This window comes from Candidatus Skiveiella danica (assembly GCF_022705245.1).
GTDB lineage: Bacteria > Pseudomonadota > Gammaproteobacteria > Burkholderiales > Burkholderiaceae_C > Skiveiella > Skiveiella danica.
This window is the reverse complement of the sequence record NZ_JAKJEW010000141.1, coordinates 374-603: the sequence shown is the minus strand read 5'-3', so window position 1 is coordinate 603 and position 230 is coordinate 374. Positions and strand designations below refer to the sequence as shown.

The 230-nt window shown below is 68.3% G+C and carries 1 protein-coding gene; it reads right to left on the bottom strand.

Features of this window, described 5'->3' with window-relative positions; genetic code table 11:
* The coding region (locus ACMUOY_RS20560; RefSeq protein ID WP_413894571.1) for an FAD-dependent oxidoreductase at nucleotides 1-230 on the bottom strand (230 nt) is incomplete at both ends.

Sequence of the window (230 nt, the reverse complement as noted above, 5' to 3'; positions counted from 1 at the left end):
GCAGATCGAGCTCGACAGTGGCCTTGATGCCGTGCCTGGCGAAGCTGTGCGTCGCCTCGCGGTATTTCTCGGAGCTTTGCAGCAGCGCCTTCGACGGGATGCAGCCCACGTTCAGGCACGTGCCGCCGAGCTTCGCGCGCTTCTCGACCACGCCCACCTTCATGCCGAGCTGGGCCGCGCGGATGGCGCCGACATAGCCGCCGGGGCCCGCGCCGATGATGACGAGATCG